Origin of the sequence: Hafnia paralvei ATCC 29927, assembly GCF_001655005.1 — a bacterium.
In the GTDB taxonomy this organism is placed as follows: domain Bacteria; phylum Pseudomonadota; class Gammaproteobacteria; order Enterobacterales; family Enterobacteriaceae; genus Hafnia; species Hafnia paralvei.
In genome coordinates this window covers 20001-35534 of record NZ_LXET01000005.1, presented here as the reverse complement: position 1 = coordinate 35534, position 15534 = coordinate 20001, and the positions used below count along the sequence as shown (strand labels likewise).

Genomic DNA, 15534 nt, shown 5'->3' with positions numbered 1-15534 from the left:
AGAATGGCAAGCCTGCTAAAAGTACGCGATACGGTTGCCCTACACGGCCGCATCGAGCTCAATCAGCTCTGCCGCGAAGTCAACGGCTCGCCAGCCATGGTGCTGGCGATGCTAGAACGCTTAGAGCAAATGGGCTGTGTAGAAAAAGTTGAGGACATCGATAATGGCTGCGTAAGTGGCAGCTGCAAAGGATGCCCTGAGACGAGTAAGAACTGTGAGACGGTGGTATACAAGACGAAGGGAGTCCACTGATGACTGCCTGCGGTATGGTTTTCGGTGTAAGGTTTCGCACGCCCAGAACGCTACGATCTACATGAACACTGTGCGGGCGTCCGAGCAAGGCGACTCAAGATAGAGCCGTCACGACAGGGATGTCGTGACGGAGTTTGGAGCGGCCTGGATGGCCGATACCAAACCGGAGCGAAAATGGCGTCTAGGATAAAACCCTCTTACGCCCCTCTCACCCACGTCTCCACCACCTCACAAAACTCCGCGGGGTGTGACACAAACGGCGCATGAGCTGATTTTTGAATCACCACGGACTCGCTCTTAGGACAAGACTCATCCAGCAACGCAGCGACCTTGCGAGGTACTAATCCATCCAGATAACCGTAAATACGTAGCAGCGGCATAGATAAGCCTGCAATCTGCTCACGTAAATCTTCAGTACGAAGAATATCCAACCCCCCGTTGAGTACCTCAACTGATGGCATTTGCTGTGTTAACACCACGTCTTTCAAAATACGGGCATCCTGCCGTGCACTTTCCGTACCCAAAGTCTGTAATGCTAAAAAACGTTCTACGGTGCGTTTAAAATCTTCACTTAGTTGATGTTGAAAACCGCTTAACACCTCATTTTTAATCCCAGGCCATCCTTCTCGAGCGGTAAAGCACGGAGAGGAAGAAACAGTAATCAGCGCGGAAACTCGCTCTGGGTAACGCAGCGCAATATCACTTGCGACTAACCCCCCCATCGACCATCCCAACCAAATGGCTTTCTTTGGCGCTTGCCGGATCACAAGGTCACTCATCTGTGCCAACGTTAGCGCACCAAATCCCTGACTGCGACCATAGCCCGGCAGATCCACCAAATGCACACGAAATTGCGCACTCAATCGCGGCAAAATGCAACGCCACACCTCGGCATTCAGCCCCCATCCGTGCAACAACACAAGATCGCGGTCGCCTTCGCCACAAGTATGCCAATAGAGCTCATTCATCAGTTATTGTCCGTCTGTTAGGTCTGCATTCTCAGGAGGAGAAAATGTTCATTATCAGTGCCCGCTGCTGGATCTGTCAGCTTCCGCTCAGAGTCCCCATACAAGGAATTTGCAGTTTCTGTACCTCGGCTAGCTTAAACACACTCTCGGTTTGCCCACGCTGTGGACTACCCAATGGCGACCCAAAGCGGGTCTGCGGTCGGTGTATACAAAAGCCTCCGTATTGGCAGCAGCTCATTTTTGTCAGTGATTACCAGCCGCCACTGAGTCAATTGATACATCGTCTAAAATACCAAGGAAAATGGCAAATAGGATCGGCGCTAGCGCGGCTCATGCTATTGAGCTATCTCGACGCTCGCCGAACGCGGCTCCTGCCAACTCCCGATCTCGTTACGATTATACCGCTGCATCGGCAACGCCAATGGCGAAGGGGTTTCAATCAAAGTGACAGACTCGCGAAGCCGCTCGCCCGATGGTTACAATGTCCATATTCTCCCGAACTGCTGAAGCGTACACGCAATACCCGCCCTCAACAAAGCCTCTCCGCAGTGAGACGTCGTCGCAATTTACGCAATGCATTTACCTGCCAGCAAAATCCTTCAGGTAAACATATTTTATTAGTCGATGATGTATTCACCACCGGCAGCACTATCGGAGAAGTTAGCCGCCTGTTAATCGCCCAAGGCGCCAAATCCATACAAGTTGTATGCCTTTGTCGAACCTTGTGAGCACTTTACAATCGGCGTATTATAACCAACCAGATGAGTCAACTATTGAGCAAATGCCATGATCCGTATTACCGAAGCTGCCCAAGAGCACTTTGCCAAGCTGCTGGCAAACCAAGAAGCAGGCACCCAGATCCGTGTTTTCGTGATTAATCCAGGCACGCCAACCGCAGAGTGCGGCGTTTCCTATTGCCCACCGGATGCGGTAGAAGCGAACGATACCAAACTCGATTTCGAGAAACTATCAGCCTATGTTGACGATGTAAGTGCCCCCTATCTGGAAGATGCAGAGATCGATTTTGTTACCGATCAGCTAGGTTCTCAGCTAACGCTGAAAGCGCCTAACGCCAAAATGCGTAAAGTAGACGACGATGCTCCGCTGATCGAACGCGTGGAGTACGTGCTGCAATCGCAGATTAACCCACAGCTGGCGGGTCATGGTGGTAAGGTAACGCTGATGGAAATCACCGAAGATGGCATTGCCATTCTGCAGTTCGGCGGCGGCTGTAACGGCTGTTCAATGGTGGACTACACCTTGAAAGAAGGCATCGAGAAAGAGCTGCTGCAGAAATTCCCTGAGCTGAAAGGCGTACGCGATCTGACTGAACACGAACGCGGCGAGCACTCTTACTACTGATTTTCTGATACTACTGATTTTCTCAACTCCGCCCAGCCCCTGAAGTTAGCGCGGCTGGGAGGGGTAATTTATTACTGCGTTAGACCAAAATCACTTCCACACCTTGGGCTTTCAGTTGTTCAATGACTTTCTCGTCAGCGGCTTTGCCCGTTATCACGATATCAATCTGCTCGGCGCGGCTGAATAGCATGCCTGCCCGCTGTCCAACTTTGCTACTATCCACCAGCACCACCAATTTCCCGACATAGTTGAGCATCTTCTGCTCAGCCATCGCCGTCAGCATATCGGTCTTATATAGCCCTTCAGCGGTGAGCCCCTTGCCACTTGTGAACATCCAGTGCCCCGCATATAACGAAGACTCACCTTCCTGCGGTGCCAATGTAATAGCTTGGCTACGATTATATTGGCCCCCCATAATCACCACGCTGTCATGTTCCTGTTCAATCAGGAAATTGGCCAACGGCAAATAGTTAGTAATCACCTGCGCATCCTTACCACAAATTTCACGCCCCAGCGTGAAAGCCGTCGAACCACAGTTGATGACGATGCTTTCCCCTGGCTTTACCAGCTGTGACGCTGCGCGCGCGATGCGAACTTTCTCTTCATGATTCTGCGCTTGATGAATATTCATCGGGGTCCAAGCCACACGATTTTGGCTTACCGCTTCAGCACCGTTACGTACTTTCTTCAGCTTACCGCTTTCGCCCAGTTTGTTAATGTCACGACGCGCCGTCGCAGGAGAAACTTGAAGGCGATCAATTACCTGCTCAACGGTAACAAATCCAGTTTGTTGCAGCATTTCCAGCAAGAGCTGATGCCTTTGCGATTCAGTCATGATTAATTCCAGCGCATAGATGATTATTTGGTGATTATATTTGAAGATAGTAAAAAAAACACGTTTTAAAGCAGTGGTTATAAAACGTAAAAGCCGAGTATAAAACTCGGCTTCAAAGGCAGTATTAGACTGATTATTATAAGAATGATTTGAACGGTAAATCAGGTTCAATAGTGAAACAATCATCAAAGCCGCGTGGATAATGATATTCGAAATTATCCTTATCCAACGGATAGGTAAATTTGCCGCCAACCTGCCAAATAAATGGCTTGAATCCATATTTCAGACGATCTTTTTTCATTTCCCACAGTACGCGAATCTCTTGAGGATCGGCTTGGAAGTTTGACCAAATATCGTGATGGAACGGGATCACAACCTGCGTTTTTAGCGATTCCGCCATGCGTAAAATATCCGAGCTGGTCATCTTGTCGGTAATTCCACGTGGATTCTCACCATATGAGCCCAACGCCACATCAATTTTATGCTCGTTGCCATGCTTCGCGTAGTAGTTGGAATAGTGCGAGTCACCGCTGTGATACAGATTACCGCCTGGGGTTTTAAATAAATAGTTCACCGCGCGCTTATCCATACCGTCCGGTAATACACCCGCGGCTTTTTCATTGGCAGGCAGCGTAATCAGCGCCGTGCGGTCAAAAGCATCCAGAGCGAGGATCTCCACATCCTTGATTTTCACTACGTCGCCGGGTTTCATCACGATGCAGCGCTCACGCGGCACGCCCCAGCCAACCCACAGATCTACGCAGGTCTGCGGGCCGATAAACGGAACGCTGCTATCGCAGTTTTGCATCACCGCAGCGGCGACATTAACGTCAATGTGGTCATTGTGGTCGTGGGTAGAAAGCACCGCATCAATCTGGCGGATGGCAAATGGGTCTAGCACAAACGGCGTGGTGCGTAGGTTCGGCTGCAATTTTTTCACCCCAGCCATGCGCTGCATCTGATGACCATCCTTCATCAGTGGGTTACCGTGGCTCTGTTTCCCTGTACCACACCAGAAATCGACGCAGATATTGGCACCCCCTTCAGATTTCAGCCAAATGCCCGTACAGCCGAGCCACCACATGGCAAAAGTACCCGGCACAACTTTCTCCTGCTCAATCTCTTCGTTTAGCCAAGAGCCCCATTCTGGAAAAGTACTTAGGATCCAAGACTCTCGGCTGATGCTTTCAATCTTACTCATGGTGTGCCCCTCATCGTATTCAGGTCTGCGGCTGGGAGAGTGACGCTCCTCACCTTGGCTGTTTAAATCAAAATAAATCACAAAAAGAATAAATATGATTTGTTATGAGAAATCTACCATGATTAAAGTCAGACGCAAAACCTAATTTTCTATGATGACACTCACAAAAACATCATTAAAAAAGACGCTTACGCGTGTTATCGCACAACAATAACAACATAACCAATTGTTTTAAATAAATAAAAAAAGAAAGCGAAATAAGTTAAGATAAAGCTTAATAACCACACAGTTCAAGTTGGGATACACCTCACAAATAATCAAATAAAATCTTTAAATGATTCTTTGTGATTGTTAGAGTGATTTTGTACAACACAGAACCTGTCTGTGAATAACAAAGAGAAACACGACAGGAATAAAAGCCAAAAGCCGAGCGGAGTGCTTTATGGAAACCCTCTACAACATCTTCACCATATTCTTTAATCAGGTCATGACAAATGCCCCGCTGCTGCTGGGTATCGTGACATGCTTGGGATATTTGCTATTACGCAAGAGCGCAACTGTCATTATCAAAGGCACCATCAAAACTATTATTGGTTTTATGCTACTTCAGGCGGGTTCAGGCATTCTGACCAGCACCTTCAAGCCAGTTGTTGCCAAGCTGTCAGAAGTTTATGGTATTAACGGTGCAATATCAGATACTTATGCAGCAATGATGGCTACCGTCGAACGCATGGGGGATGCTTATAGCTGGGTGGGATATGCCGTGCTGCTAGCGCTGGCGCTCAACATTCTCTACGTGCTGTTTCGTCGTATTACCGGTATCCGCACCATCATGCTAACCGGCCACATCATGTTTCAGCAGGCCGGTCTTATCGCGGTCTTCTTCTACATTTTTGGCTACCCGATGTGGACAACGATTGTCTGTACCGCGATTCTCGTCTCGCTATATTGGGGCATCACCTCCAATATGATGTTTAAGCCAACTCAAGACGTCACCGACGGCTGCGGTTTCTCCATTGGTCACCAGCAGCAATTCGCAGCGTGGATTGCCTGTAAGGTCGCACCTTATCTCGGCAAAAAAGAAGAGAGCGTTGAAGACCTCAAGCTGCCGGGCTGGTTAAACATTTTCCATGACAACATCGTTTCTACCGCCATTGTCATGACCGTATTCTTCGGCGCCATCCTCTGCTCCTTCGGCATCGACACCGTGCAACAGATGGCAGGGAAAACACACTGGACAATCTATATCTTGCAAACCGGCTTCCAATTTGCCGTCGCTATTTTCATCATTATTCAGGGCGTACGCATGTTCGTGGCGGAACTCTCTGAAGCTTTCAACGGTATTTCTCAACGTCTGATCCCCGGTGCTGTTCTGGCTATCGACTGCGCAGCTATCTATAGCTTTGCACCTAACGCCGTCGTATGGGGCTTCATGTGGGGGACTATCGGACAGCTGATTGCGGTAGGCATTTTGGTTGGTATTGGCTCTTCCATCATGATTATTCCCGGCTTTATTCCTATGTTCTTCTCCAATGCCACCATTGGCGTGTTTGCCAATCACTACGGCGGCTGGCGCGCAGCACTCAAGGTTTGTCTCATCATGGGAATGATTGAGATCTTTGGCTGCGTTTGGGCGGTCAAATTGACCGGACTGAGCGCATGGATGGGAATGGCTGACTGGTCGATCTTGGCACCGCCAATCATGCAAGGCTTGACCTTTGGTCTGTGGTTTATGGGCGTCATTATTGCCATCGCACTGATTTACATGTTCTTCGCTGGCCGCTCGCTGCGCGCTGAAGAGGATGCAGAAAAAGCAGCACTCAATAAATCTTCTGCAAATTAATTAACTGGAGCACAAATCATGACAGTACGAATCCTAGCGGTATGCGGTTGTGGGCAAGGCAGTTCCATGATTATGAAAATGAAAGTCGATCAGTTTCTGACACAGCAAAACATCGATCACAGCGTCAATAGCTGCGCCGTTGGTGAATATAAATCAGAACTAAGCGGCGCAGATATCATCATTGCCTCGACCCACGTCGCCGATGAAATCACTGTGACCGGCAATAAATACGTCGTAGGCGTACGCAACATGCTTTCTGCCGCAGACTTTGGTCCTAAGCTGATGGACGTGATTAAAGAGCACTTCCCTAAAGACATTAAGTAACAGGAGCAGGTATGAAACTGCGTGATTCTCTGGCTCAAAACCACTCTATCCGTTTGCAGGCTGAAGCCAGCACTTGGCAAGAAGCGGTCAAGATTGGCGTTGACCTCTTGGTTCAAGCCGAAGTTGTCGAGCCTCGTTACTATCAGGCCATTCTTGATGGCGTTGAGCGATTTGGTCCTTACTTCGTTCTGTGTCCCGGTTTAGCGATGCCGCACGGCAGGCCGGAAGAAGGGGTGAAGAAAACCGGTTTTTCTCTGGTGACTCTCAAAACGCCACTCTCGTTTAACCATGAAGATAACGATCCGGTTGATATTCTGATCACCATGGCGGCCGTTGATGCCCATACGCATCAGGAAGTAGGGATCATGCAGATCGTTAACCTATTTGAAGATGAAGCAAATTTTGATCGCCTACGTGCGTGCCGCACCGAACAGGATGTTCTAGATCTGATCGATCAGGCCAACGCCGTACAGGATTAACACTCACCAGACCTACCCGCCCTCCCCTTTATGGGGAGGAAATACACAGCATCATTCTGCTCCACCCTAATAAGGGCGGCTGGGTAGGCTCATGTCAAAAACTTACTTTTGGAGTACACAAATGTCTCACTCATTACCGATGCTGCAGGTGGCACTTGATAATCAAACCCTAGATGACGCCTACAAAACCACTCGCTTAATCGCCGAAGAGGTCGACATTATCGAAGTTGGCACTATTTTGTGCGTTGGTGAAGGCGTACGCGCGGTGCGCGATCTTAAAGCGCTCTATCCGCACAAAATCGTGCTGGCTGACGCCAAGATCGCCGATGCAGGGAAAATCCTCTCGCGCATGTGTTTTGAAGCCAATGCCGATTGGGTCACCGTCATTTGCTGCGCAGATATCAATACTGCCAAGGGCGCCTTAGATACTGCCAAAGAATTTAATGGCGACGTGCAAATCGAGCTGACCGGTTACTGGACTTGGGAACAGGCTGCAGAATGGCGCAGTGCCGGTATTCAACAGGTCGTTTATCACCGCAGTCGTGATGCTCAGGCCGCTGGCGTGGCATGGAGCGACGCCGATATCGCATCAATTCGCCGCTTAGCCGATATGGGTTTCAAAGTGACCGTCACCGGTGGACTCGCGTTAGAGGATTTACCTTTGTTCAAAGGGATTCCAATCCACGTATTTATCGCAGGCCGCAGCATTCGCGATGCCGCTAGCCCAGTAGAAGCAGCGCGCCAATTCAAACGTTCTATCGCCCAACTGTGGGGCTAAGGTAAATCTCATGCTCCAGAAAGCCGTCCCTCTCGGAATATACGAAAAAGCACTGCCTGCGGGTGAAGACTGGCTGCCGCGTTTGCAGCTGGCCGCAGAACTCGGATTCGATTTCGTTGAAATGTCGCTCGATGAAAGCGATGTGCGTTTGGCGCGGCTTGACTGGAGTCGTGAACAGCGTTTGGCATTGGTCAATGCCATTGCCCAAACCGGCGTGCGCGTCCCCTCGATGTGCCTAAGCGCGCACCGCCGTTTCCCTCTAGGCTCAGAAGACGATGCTGTTCGCGATCAGGGCTTAGAGATCATGCGCAAAGCCATTTGTTTGGCACAAGACGTCGGCATCCGCGTGATTCAGTTGGCTGGCTATGATGTCTATTATCAAACGGCCAATAACGCTACCCGCGAACGCTTCCGCGACGGCCTGAAGCAGTCGGTAGAAATGGCAAGCCGTGCTCAGGTAACGCTGGCGATGGAAATTATGGATTACCCGCTGATGAACTCAATCAGCAAGGCTCTCGGCTATGCCCACTATCTCAATAATCCATGGTTCCAACTCTATCCTGACATCGGCAATCTTTCCGCATGGGATAACGACGTGCAGATGGAATTGCAGGCTGGCAGCGGCCACATCGTCGCCGTTCATGTCAAAGACACTCAGCCCGGTAAGTTTAAAAATGTACCGTTTGGTACTGGTGTCGTGGACTTTGAACGATGTTTCGCCACGCTCAAAGAGAGCGGCTACTCCGGCCCTTATCTGATTGAAATGTGGAGCGAAACCGCAGCCAACCCGATTATGGAAGTGAAAGCCGCCCGCGACTGGGTTAAGCAACGCATGGCGAATGCAGGGTTAGCAGTAGAGGAGGTCGCATAATGCAGTCACTTAAGCAGCAAGTTTTTGATGCCAATATGGCGCTGCCACACTATGGTCTTGTCACATTCACATGGGGCAACGTGAGTGCCATCGACCGCGAACGAGGAATCGTCATTATCAAACCCAGCGGAGTGCCTTACGACACCATGAAAGCTGATGATATGGTGGTGGTCGATTTGCAGGGCAATATCGTGGAAGGCAATTATCGCCCCTCATCCGACACACCTACTCATCTGGAACTTTATCGCCGTTATCCTCATCTCGGTGGCATTGTGCACACCCATTCGACTCATGCCACCGCGTGGGCGCAGGCAGGGTTATCCATTCCCGCTTTAGGAACCACACATGCTGACTATTTCTTCGGTGACATTCCCTGTACCCGTGCGCTGACCATTGACGAAGTCGCTGGAGACTATGAGCTCAATACCGGCAAAGTAATCGTAGAAACACTGGGGGATACAAATCCTATGCATACCCCCGGAATAGTGGTTTATCAGCATGGACCATTCGCATGGGGTAAGGATGCTTTAGATGCGGTGCATAACGCCGTGGTGATGGAAGAGGTTGCCAAGATGGCATGGATCGCCTGCGGTATTAATCCGCATATACGGCCGATTGACCATTATTTAATGAATAAACACTTCAGCCGCAAACACGGCCCAAATGCTTACTATGGGCAACAATAAGCTAACTGATATCTAAGGAGGGCTACCATGTCTGTGAAAGACTTGTTTGTACAAACCGATCCTGCTCGCCGCCGTTATGGCGTAGCGACTTTAGTGGGCTTTGCTGCGGGGATTATGTCTGCTTTCGTCAAGTGGGGCGCGGAAGTGCCATTGCCGCCACGTACCATTAGCGATGGTCGTGCCGAGTTTAATCCGCCATATCTGTTTTTACGCGATTATCTCGGTATTGATCCCACCAGCACCGTCTATACCTTTTCCGAACACATCATTAATCCGGTGATGGTGACACATATTCTCTTCTCGCTCGTGTTCGCAATAGGTTACTGCATCGTCGCCGAACGCTTTCCAAAAGTGAAAATGTGGCAAGGCGTGATGGCAGGGATTCTTTGTACTATCGCTGTACATGGGATCAGTTTCCCTCTACTTGGGCTAACGCCGCCGCTGTCACAGTTACCTGCCGATGAATACCTCTCAGAAATCTTTGGTCATATCGTCTGGTTCTGGGCCATAGAGCTAATCCGCCGCGATCTACGTAATAGAATCACGCATGAGCCTGATGCGGAAGTCCCGCTAGATGCTTCTTATCGGTAAAGCACGGTAATACTTCGTTCGCCAGTTAGCCAGACGCGTTCAAAACACCACTCGCGCTGGCGAACGAAATCTATCTCACCGTTACTTATCCAGATACATCTTGCGCAAATAATGTGGCACAGCATCATCCACGTTGCTGCCAATCACTTCCAAATTTGGCAGTGCGTCTTTCAGGCGCTGATGAGAATCGCGCATGATGCAACCTTTCCCAGCCATGGATAGCATCTCCATATCATTCATACCATCACCGAAGGCGATGCAGTCTTTCAACGTATAACCTAGTAGCTTGGCCACATATTCCAGCGCGTGACCTTTGGATACACCGCCCGCCATCACTTCCAAACAGGTTGGCAATGAGAAACTGACATTTACACGATCGCCCCAGCGCGCATTTATGGCCTCTTCCAACGGCAGCAGTTTTTCATGCGTCTCGCTGGTGAAATAGACTTTGCAGATCCCATCAGTTGGCAGCAGAGCAGGCTCAAAAACCTGATAGTGGAATACGGACTCTTGGAAGAACTCCCTTTGCTCTGGACTTTCACGGTTCATAAACCAATCGTCATTACGATAGACATTGGTCAGAATCTCGGGGTCATCGTGCACGATAGTATAGAGATCACGAGCGATATCTTCGTCAACGTTATGGCTAAAGATTAACTCACCGGCGGTGTTATGAACGCGTGCGCCATTAGACGTAATCATAAAAGCGCTGATACCTAAGCTATCGCGAACCTGTGCAATATCAATATGATGGCGACCAGTTGCAAAGACAAAATTCACACCTAGCTGGGTCAGCTGTTGCAGAGTTTCGCGCGCAAAGGGAGTCAATGTATGAGCAGGAGACAGCAGGGTGCCGTCCATATCAGAAGCAACAATGTGGTACATAAAGTGTGTTCTAACCTCAGCTGGGGTTGGCGGCAGTTTCTGCCTGTGAATCAGTATGTAAGGCGTAAAAATCCAAAATGGCATTTAACGCTTCAGAGCGCTGTGCGTCCCGCTCAAACAGGATCTCATGGCGTGCGCCTTGAATGATGTGGGGAACACCGCCGTAAGGTGGATTTCCCGCTTTCGAGAGTGCCTGACAAAAAGCAAAATGTGATGCATTTGTGACGACCCTATCGCCACCGGCTTGTAACAGCAGCAGCGGCGTAACAATATTCTTCGCCTGTGCGATAGCCCGCTCTCCTGCCTGAATGCTTTCGCGCACCCAGTGGTAAGTTGGCCCACCGACCTGTAGTTCAGGGTAATCGGCGTAATAACGTAAAAAACGGCGGTAGCGTACACGACTATGAGTTAACTCATTGACGATAAAAGGCAGTGGACGCCAGTGGCCAGTACCGAGCGCATAATTATCGCGCATAGTAGGATAACGTTCGGCCCAGTCAGTAATGCGTTTGGCTAACCACAGCGGCATAGGCAACTTAATGCCGGTCATAGGCGAGCATAGCGCTGCGGCATCAACACCCTGCGGCTTACGCGCCAGAAAGAGCGCCATGATTGCGCCCCCCATCGAATGCGCTAGTGCAAAGCGTCGCTGGTAAGGCTTAGACAGAATCTCCTGCTGCCAAAGGATTTCGAGGTCATCGACGTAATCATCAAAACGAACTACGTGACCGCGGTGATGATCTTCTAGCATTCGACCCGACTTCCCCTGACCGCGATGATCGACAATCACCACGTCGTAGCCGCTATGAAACAGATCGTAGGCTAATTCAGGGTATTTCATGTAGCTTTCGATGCGTCCCGGAGAAATCAGTATCACGCGGGTGTGCTGTTCGGACGTAAAACGGACAAAGCGAATCGAGACATCATCCACGCCCATGAATACATCTTCCTGACGCTGCTGCCAGAAATCAAGCAATGGGCCGGTGGTAAATGCTGCAAATTCGTTCTCGCGCTGCAACCAGCTTTGGGTCAGAGCAGACATATGAGTCGTTATCGTCCTTTAGTCATTTTGTGAACAATCGCACAAGAAATAGCTGATTTGTATTGTGGCACAAAAGCCTTCATTCAGGGAGTGATTACCCTATCGTTGCCATAACTCGTGCCAAAACAGCGATTATTAGTTACGCACATGAATACATTCACTCATATCTAATAAATTCACTTGCGCATCGTCACACATTTTGTAAGTTTGGTTAATGGGGCAAGCCCCACCGCACAGACAGGCGGCTTCAATGTTTTATTCAACTTCTTATTAATATAAAAACCTCCAAGGTAGGACAGCATATGAAAAACGTTGGTTTTATCGGTTGGCGCGGAATGGTCGGCTCCGTTCTCATGCAGCGCATGATTGAAGAGCGCGACTTCGACGCCATTCGCCCGGTTTTCTTCTCCACATCCCAGCATGGTCAACCCGCGCCTACCTTTACCGGCCAGCAGGGTACCTTGCAAGATGCCTATGATATCGATGCGCTGACAGCATTAGATATTATCATCACCTGCCAGGGCGGCGATTATACCAACGATATTTACCCTAAGCTGCGCGCCAGCGGCTGGCAGGGCTACTGGATCGATGCCGCTTCATCGCTGCGCATGAACGAAGATTCAGTGATTATCCTCGATCCCGTGAACCACGATGTGATTCACGATGCATTAGACAGAGGGATTAAAACTTTCGCCGGTGGTAACTGCACCGTTAGCCTGATGCTGATGTCACTCGGCGGGCTATTTGCCAATGATTTGGTGGATTGGGTTTCCGTTGCCACCTACCAAGCTGCCTCCGGTGGCGGCGCTCGGCACATGCGTGAATTACTGACGCAAATGGGCATGCTGCATAACAGCGTAGCTAAAGAGTTGCAAAATCCTGCATCGGCCATTTTAGATATCGAGCGTAAGGTAACGGAACTTGGCCGCAGTGGTACTCTGCCAACGGATAATTTTGGCGTACCATTAGCCGGTAGCCTGATCCCATGGATCGATAAAGCTCTGGATAACGGGCAAAGCAAAGAAGAGTGGAAAGGCCAAGCCGAAACCAACAAGATTTTGGCAACCAAAGAGATCATTCCAGTTGATGGCTTATGCGTTCGCGTAGGCGCACTGCGCTGTCATAGCCAAGCCTTTACCATCAAACTGAAGAAAGATGTGGAAATTCCCGAGATCGAACAGATTCTGGCTAGCCACAATGACTGGGTAAAAGTCGTGCCTAATGACCGCGAACTGAGCATGCGTGAATTAACGCCTGCTGCCGTCACCGGCACACTGTCAACTCCGGTTGGCCGTCTGCGCAAACTCAATATGGGACCACAGTATCTGTCAGCATTCACCGTTGGTGACCAGTTGCTATGGGGTGCAGCGGAACCTCTGCGTCGCATGCTGAAGTTTGTGCTGTAAGTTTTTATGCCCCCCTTCCAAGGGGGGCGTCGTTAATCGATAGATGTCCTATCACACCTCTGCTACCGATTTCGGTACGCGTACCACTATGCGGGTAAATTTATCCGCTTCGGTCTCAACGCTTACCCCAAATCGTTCGCCATAACGGGCTTTAATCCTACGATCGACCAGATTCATCCCCAGCCCATCGCCGCGTGGTTTCGACTGATAGAGACCGGCGTTATCTTCGATGCTTATCAAGATATCTTCCCCATCACACCAGCTATGTAGGCGAACTTCTCCAACACCAAACAGCTGTGAGGTACCATGCTTAATCGCATTCTCAACAATAGGTTGCAGCGAAAATGCAGGCAAACGCTCATTCAACAAAGACTCATCAATATCAAAATCAATCATCAAATGATCGGCAAAACGCGCCTTTTCGATTTCTAGATAGGCTTTCACATGTTCGATTTCATCGCCTAGCGTCACTTCATCACTGCTGCGCTTAAGGTTTTTGCGGAAAAAGGTTGAGAGTGAAAGAACCAGTTTACGCGCATGATTAGGGTCTCGGCGGATCACTGCCGATAAAGTGTTAAGCGCATTAAATAGGAAATGTGGGTTCACCTGCGCATGCAGAAGCTTGATTTCCGACTGCACCAACAACTGCTTTTGCTGTTCATATTTACCCGCCAAAATCTGTGCTGACAGCAGGTGGGCAATGCCTTCCCCTAACGTGCGGTTAATGCTGGAAAACAGCTTATTCTTTGGCTCATACAGCTTGATACTGCCCACGACACGGTTATCTTCGCCGCGCAGGGGGATCACAAGCGTTGACCCCAGCTTGCAATTCGGCGTAATGGAGCACTGATAGGCGACTTCATTACCGTCTGCGTAAACCACCTGATCGAGCTCAATAGCACGATGCGTATGGTGAGAGGTGATAGGCGCACCGACTAAATGGTGATCGTCACCGATGCCAATAAATGCCAGTAGTTTTTCTCGGTCAGTGATCGCAACAGCCCCAACACCGAGCTCTTCATAGAGCACGCGCGCAACTTTCATACTGTTTTTTGGATTGAATCCCTGCCGCATTACCCCCTCGGCTCGCGCTGCAATTTGTAGCGCTTTGGAGGAAAATGCCGACGTATATTTTTCGAAGATCGCCCGCCGATCGAGCAAGATCTGCATAAACATCGCAGCGCCAACGGTATTGGTGATCATCATAGGTAAAGCGATGTTCTCCACCAGCTCTTCGGCCTCCCAGAAAGGGCGCGCCACGATCAGGATGATCAGCATCTGCAAACATTCAGCCAAAAATGTTATCGCTGCGATCACCAGAGGCTGGAATAGCAGATCCAGTCGGTTATTTTTCAGCATATAGCGATGCAATAATCCACCAACCAAACCTTCAACGACAGTTGAAATCATGCAGGCCATCGCCGTCATACCGCCCATCGAATAACGATGTAAACCTCCGGTGAGCCCCACCAGAAAACCAACCGATGGCCCACCCAGCACACCCCCTAGCACCGCACCAATGGCACGCGTATTCGCGATAGAATCGTCTATATGCAAGCCGAAATAGGTACCCATGATGCAAAACATCGAGAACGTGAGATAACACACCAGCTTGTGCGGCAGTCGAATCGTAACCTGCATCAGCGGGATAAATAGAGGAGTTTTACTCAGCAAATAGGCAATAACCAGATAGACGCACATCTGCTGGAGAAGGGAGAGGATTAAATCGATCTGGCTGACACCCATGGAAAATATCCTTCATTCACATGGCAGGTTGTATAAGGAAATGATTGTAACCTTACTCCTGAACATCATGTAGAGGGTTTATCTGCGCTTATCCTACCTCAAGCGACATTTTCGTTGGTTGTACTCACGCTTCTTTCCCCTTTATCAACGTTATAGTGTAGATATCGTGTTTTACGGAGAGATAGATATAAAATTTAGGCAAAAAAAAAGCCAGCACCCGAGCTGGCTAAAAAAACACTGGAAGCAATGTGAGCAATGTCGTGCC

The 15534-nt window shown here is 49.6% G+C and carries 17 protein-coding genes; 11 read left to right on the top strand and 6 right to left on the bottom strand.

Features of this window, described 5'->3' with window-relative positions; genetic code table 11:
• Nucleotides 1-3: 3 nt before the first annotated feature.
• The gene (locus tag M988_RS01025; RefSeq protein ID WP_008815518.1) at nucleotides 4-252 is read left to right on the top strand and encodes a FeoC-like transcriptional regulator; all 249 of its coding nucleotides are present in this window, start codon (nucleotides 4-6) and stop codon (nucleotides 250-252) included.
• A 197-nt stretch (nucleotides 253-449) separates the two neighbouring features.
• On the opposite strand, the gene bioH is transcribed toward M988_RS01025, so the two are convergent.
• Nucleotides 450-1220 (bottom strand): pimeloyl-ACP methyl ester esterase BioH, encoded by a 771-nt coding sequence (gene bioH, locus M988_RS01020; RefSeq protein WP_064572520.1) that lies wholly within the window; start codon nucleotides 1218-1220, stop codon nucleotides 450-452.
• Nucleotides 1221-1264: 44 nt separating this feature from the next.
• Between bioH and gntX the strand changes: the two genes are divergently transcribed.
• Nucleotides 1265-1948: a DNA utilization protein GntX gene (gene gntX, locus M988_RS22210; RefSeq protein ID WP_008815520.1), complete on the top strand. Its 684-nt coding sequence runs from the start codon at nucleotides 1265-1267 to the stop codon at nucleotides 1946-1948.
• Between the two features lie 58 nt (nucleotides 1949-2006).
• Nucleotides 2007-2582 (top strand): Fe-S biogenesis protein NfuA, encoded by a 576-nt coding sequence (gene nfuA / locus M988_RS01015; protein WP_004091023.1) that lies wholly within the window; start codon nucleotides 2007-2009, stop codon nucleotides 2580-2582.
• Between the two features lie 79 nt (nucleotides 2583-2661).
• On the opposite strand, the gene ulaR is transcribed toward nfuA, so the two are convergent.
• Nucleotides 2662-3417, bottom strand: coding sequence for an HTH-type transcriptional regulator UlaR (gene ulaR / locus M988_RS01010; protein WP_008815521.1), 756 nt, complete (start codon nucleotides 3415-3417; stop codon nucleotides 2662-2664).
• 136 nt (nucleotides 3418-3553) lie between these two features.
• The gene (gene ulaG / locus M988_RS01005) at nucleotides 3554-4618 is read right to left on the bottom strand and encodes an L-ascorbate 6-phosphate lactonase (RefSeq protein WP_061059438.1); all 1065 of its coding nucleotides are present in this window, start codon (nucleotides 4616-4618) and stop codon (nucleotides 3554-3556) included.
• 442 nt (nucleotides 4619-5060) lie between these two features.
• Here ulaG and M988_RS01000 point away from each other — a divergent pair, with 442 nt between their 5' ends.
• From M988_RS01000 to M988_RS00970, 7 genes are all read left to right on the top strand, one after another.
• Entirely contained in the window at nucleotides 5061-6461 is a 1401-nt protein-coding gene (locus M988_RS01000) for a PTS ascorbate-specific subunit IIBC (protein WP_008815523.1), read from the top strand.
• A gap of 18 nt (nucleotides 6462-6479) precedes the next feature.
• Entirely contained in the window at nucleotides 6480-6785 is a 306-nt protein-coding gene (ulaB, locus tag M988_RS00995; RefSeq protein WP_020303557.1) for a PTS ascorbate transporter subunit IIB, read from the top strand.
• 11 nt (nucleotides 6786-6796) lie between these two features.
• Nucleotides 6797-7264, top strand: a complete 468-nt coding sequence (gene ulaC, locus M988_RS00990; RefSeq protein WP_064572518.1) for a PTS ascorbate transporter subunit IIA — start codon at nucleotides 6797-6799, stop codon at nucleotides 7262-7264.
• A 121-nt stretch (nucleotides 7265-7385) separates the two neighbouring features.
• Nucleotides 7386-8042 (top strand): 3-keto-L-gulonate-6-phosphate decarboxylase UlaD, encoded by a 657-nt coding sequence (locus M988_RS00985; protein WP_020303556.1) that lies wholly within the window; start codon nucleotides 7386-7388, stop codon nucleotides 8040-8042.
• Between the two features lie 10 nt (nucleotides 8043-8052).
• Complete coding sequence (locus tag M988_RS00980; protein ID WP_008815525.1) at nucleotides 8053-8913, top strand: L-ribulose-5-phosphate 3-epimerase; 861 nt, start codon at nucleotides 8053-8055, stop codon at nucleotides 8911-8913.
• Entirely contained in the window at nucleotides 8913-9599 is a 687-nt protein-coding gene (locus M988_RS00975; protein WP_008815526.1) for an L-ribulose-5-phosphate 4-epimerase, read from the top strand. Before M988_RS00980 ends, M988_RS00975 begins: the two co-directional genes overlap by 1 nt.
• A 27-nt stretch (nucleotides 9600-9626) precedes the next feature.
• Nucleotides 9627-10190 (top strand): YagU family protein, encoded by a 564-nt coding sequence (locus tag M988_RS00970; RefSeq protein WP_064572516.1) that lies wholly within the window; start codon nucleotides 9627-9629, stop codon nucleotides 10188-10190.
• A gap of 81 nt (nucleotides 10191-10271) precedes the next feature.
• Here M988_RS00970 and yigL read toward each other — a convergent pair whose 3' ends face one another.
• On the bottom strand, nucleotides 10272-11075 hold the full coding sequence (gene yigL / locus M988_RS00965) for a sugar/pyridoxal phosphate phosphatase YigL (protein WP_008815528.1): 804 nt from the start codon (nucleotides 11073-11075) through the stop codon (nucleotides 10272-10274).
• A gap of 16 nt (nucleotides 11076-11091) precedes the next feature.
• On the bottom strand, nucleotides 11092-12117 hold the full coding sequence (pldB, locus tag M988_RS00960; protein ID WP_008815529.1) for a lysophospholipase L2: 1026 nt from the start codon (nucleotides 12115-12117) through the stop codon (nucleotides 11092-11094).
• 302 nt (nucleotides 12118-12419) lie between these two features.
• Between pldB and asd the strand changes: the two genes are divergently transcribed.
• On the top strand, nucleotides 12420-13523 hold the full coding sequence (asd, locus tag M988_RS00955) for an aspartate-semialdehyde dehydrogenase (protein ID WP_008815530.1): 1104 nt from the start codon (nucleotides 12420-12422) through the stop codon (nucleotides 13521-13523).
• A 51-nt stretch (nucleotides 13524-13574) separates the two neighbouring features.
• Here asd and M988_RS00950 read toward each other — a convergent pair whose 3' ends face one another.
• Nucleotides 13575-15269, bottom strand: coding sequence for a sensor histidine kinase (locus tag M988_RS00950; RefSeq protein WP_008815531.1), 1695 nt, complete (start codon nucleotides 15267-15269; stop codon nucleotides 13575-13577).
• Nucleotides 15270-15534: the final 265 nt, after the last annotated feature.

Excerpts from the sequence above, each read along its gene's own strand:
- ulaG (WP_061059438.1), bottom strand. The coding sequence starts at position 4,618 with ATGAGTAAGATTGAAAGCATCAGCCGAGAGTCTTGGATCCTAAGTACT.
- M988_RS00980 (WP_008815525.1), top strand. The coding sequence starts at position 8,053 with ATGCTCCAGAAAGCCGTCCCTCTCGGAATATACGAAAAAGCACTGCCT.
- nfuA (WP_004091023.1), top strand. The coding sequence starts at position 2,007 with ATGATCCGTATTACCGAAGCTGCCCAAGAGCACTTTGCCAAGCTGCTG.
- bioH (WP_064572520.1), bottom strand. The coding sequence starts at position 1,220 with ATGAATGAGCTCTATTGGCATACTTGTGGCGAAGGCGACCGCGATCTT.
- gntX (WP_008815520.1), top strand. The coding sequence starts at position 1,265 with ATGTTCATTATCAGTGCCCGCTGCTGGATCTGTCAGCTTCCGCTCAGA.
- pldB (WP_008815529.1), bottom strand. The coding sequence starts at position 12,117 with ATGTCTGCTCTGACCCAAAGCTGGTTGCAGCGCGAGAACGAATTTGCA.
- ulaB (WP_020303557.1), top strand. The coding sequence starts at position 6,480 with ATGACAGTACGAATCCTAGCGGTATGCGGTTGTGGGCAAGGCAGTTCC.
- M988_RS00950 (WP_008815531.1), bottom strand. The coding sequence starts at position 15,269 with ATGGGTGTCAGCCAGATCGATTTAATCCTCTCCCTTCTCCAGCAGATG.
- M988_RS00975 (WP_008815526.1), top strand. The coding sequence starts at position 8,913 with ATGCAGTCACTTAAGCAGCAAGTTTTTGATGCCAATATGGCGCTGCCA.
- ulaR (WP_008815521.1), bottom strand. The coding sequence starts at position 3,417 with ATGACTGAATCGCAAAGGCATCAGCTCTTGCTGGAAATGCTGCAACAA.
- ulaC (WP_064572518.1), top strand. The coding sequence starts at position 6,797 with ATGAAACTGCGTGATTCTCTGGCTCAAAACCACTCTATCCGTTTGCAG.
- yigL (WP_008815528.1), bottom strand. The coding sequence starts at position 11,075 with ATGTACCACATTGTTGCTTCTGATATGGACGGCACCCTGCTGTCTCCT.
- M988_RS01000 (WP_008815523.1), top strand. The coding sequence starts at position 5,061 with ATGGAAACCCTCTACAACATCTTCACCATATTCTTTAATCAGGTCATG.
- asd (WP_008815530.1), top strand. The coding sequence starts at position 12,420 with ATGAAAAACGTTGGTTTTATCGGTTGGCGCGGAATGGTCGGCTCCGTT.
- M988_RS00970 (WP_064572516.1), top strand. The coding sequence starts at position 9,627 with ATGTCTGTGAAAGACTTGTTTGTACAAACCGATCCTGCTCGCCGCCGT.
- M988_RS01025 (WP_008815518.1), top strand. The coding sequence starts at position 4 with ATGGCAAGCCTGCTAAAAGTACGCGATACGGTTGCCCTACACGGCCGC.
- M988_RS00985 (WP_020303556.1), top strand. The coding sequence starts at position 7,386 with ATGTCTCACTCATTACCGATGCTGCAGGTGGCACTTGATAATCAAACC.